1 protein-coding gene is annotated in these 1,314 nt (G+C 69.7%); it reads left to right on the top strand.

Features of this window, described 5'->3' with window-relative positions:
• Positions 1 to 241: 241 nt before the first annotated feature.
• Positions 242 to 1,297, top strand: coding sequence for an IS110 family RNA-guided transposase (locus SM452_RS30320; RefSeq protein ID WP_463841219.1), 1,056 nt, complete (start codon positions 242 to 244; stop codon positions 1,295 to 1,297).
• The last annotated feature ends 17 nt before the right edge of the window (positions 1,298 to 1,314 follow it).

Below are 1,314 nucleotides of genomic sequence, written 5' to 3'. Positions count from 1 at the left end.
CCTCTGACAGTGATGATGTGGGAGCGGGTCACCCGGCCGGTCTGACTCACCCTCTGACTGACCGTGGTGTCTTCTAGGGGATTCGTCGGCTTGTCCGGGTGACCCGTTCCTGCACTCACCTGCTGGGCGTTCGTGACCTGATAGGAGCCTGTGCAAGAGGTCCCGTCACTGTCCTGTCCGCCCGTCCCGGCGGTGCGTGCCGACCCTGTTCGGTGCAAGCGAGAGGGACGACGGTTCCAGCATGGCAGCCAAGAAGCGTCAGGTCACAGGTGGTGTCGACACCCACGGCAAGACTCATCACGCCGCCGTCATCGACGGTGCTGGCCGGGTACTGGGTGACCAGGAGTTTCCCGCGTCGGCGGCGGGCTACCGGCACCTACTGGCCTGGCTACGCCGATTCGGGCAGGTGATCAAGGTTGGGGTGGAGGGCACCGGCACCTACGGTGCGGGACTGGCCCGCCACCTCACCGCTCAGGGCGTCGCGGTGGTCGAGGTCGACCGTCCGGCCCGGCGAGCCCGCCGGGCCAAGGGCAAGTCCGACCCTCTCGACGCGCTTGCCGCAGCCCGAGCGGCCCTGTCCGGACAGGCCAGCGGCACGCCGAAGACCCGCACCGGCCCGGTCGAGGCCATCCGCGCCCTGCGGGTGGCCCGCCGCGGCGCGATGAAAGCCCGCACCGCCGCGCTCAACCAGCTCCACGGCCTGGTCGCCTCTGCTCCGGAAGCCCTGCGCCACGACCTCACCCAGCCGGGACCGCCGCTGGTCGACCGGTGCGCCGCGCTCCCCGTCGACCAGACCCGACTCACTGATCCCGTCGAGGCCACCAAAGCCGCCCTGACGGCCATCGCCGCCCGGATCCAGGCCCTGACCGCCGAGATCACCCAAGCCGACCAGCGGCTACGACCCGCCGTCGCCCGCACCGCCCCACACCTGCACGCCGTCTACGGCATCGGCACCGACGTCGCCGGACAACTACTCACCACCGCCGGCGACAACCCCGACCGACTCCGCTCCGAAGCCGCTCTGGCCCACCTCTGCGGCGCCGCGCCCATCCCCGCCAGCTCAGGACGCACCGATCGCCACCGCCTCAACCGAGGCGGCGACAGAGCCGCCAACTCAGCCCTGCACACCATCGCCCTGGTCCGCATGCGCCACGACCCCCGCACCCGCGCCTACGTCGACAAACGCACCAAACAAGGCCTCAACAAGAAAGAAATCATGCGCTGCCTCAAGCGCTACATCGTCCGCGAGGTCCACACCGCCCTCCTCGCTGACTTCACCACCCTCAACACCCCTTGACTTCTATAGGAGCATCC

The organism is Micromonospora sp. SYSU B005 (assembly GCF_055362685.1).
The sequence above is the reverse complement of the archived record's forward strand: the minus strand, read 5'-3'. Positions and strand labels throughout refer to the sequence as shown.

What these genes read in the sequence shown, in the direction of transcription:
- SM452_RS30320 (WP_463841219.1), top strand. Translation starts at nt 242, where the DNA reads ATGGCAGCCAAGAAGCGTCAGGTCACAGGTGGTGTCGACACCCACGGC.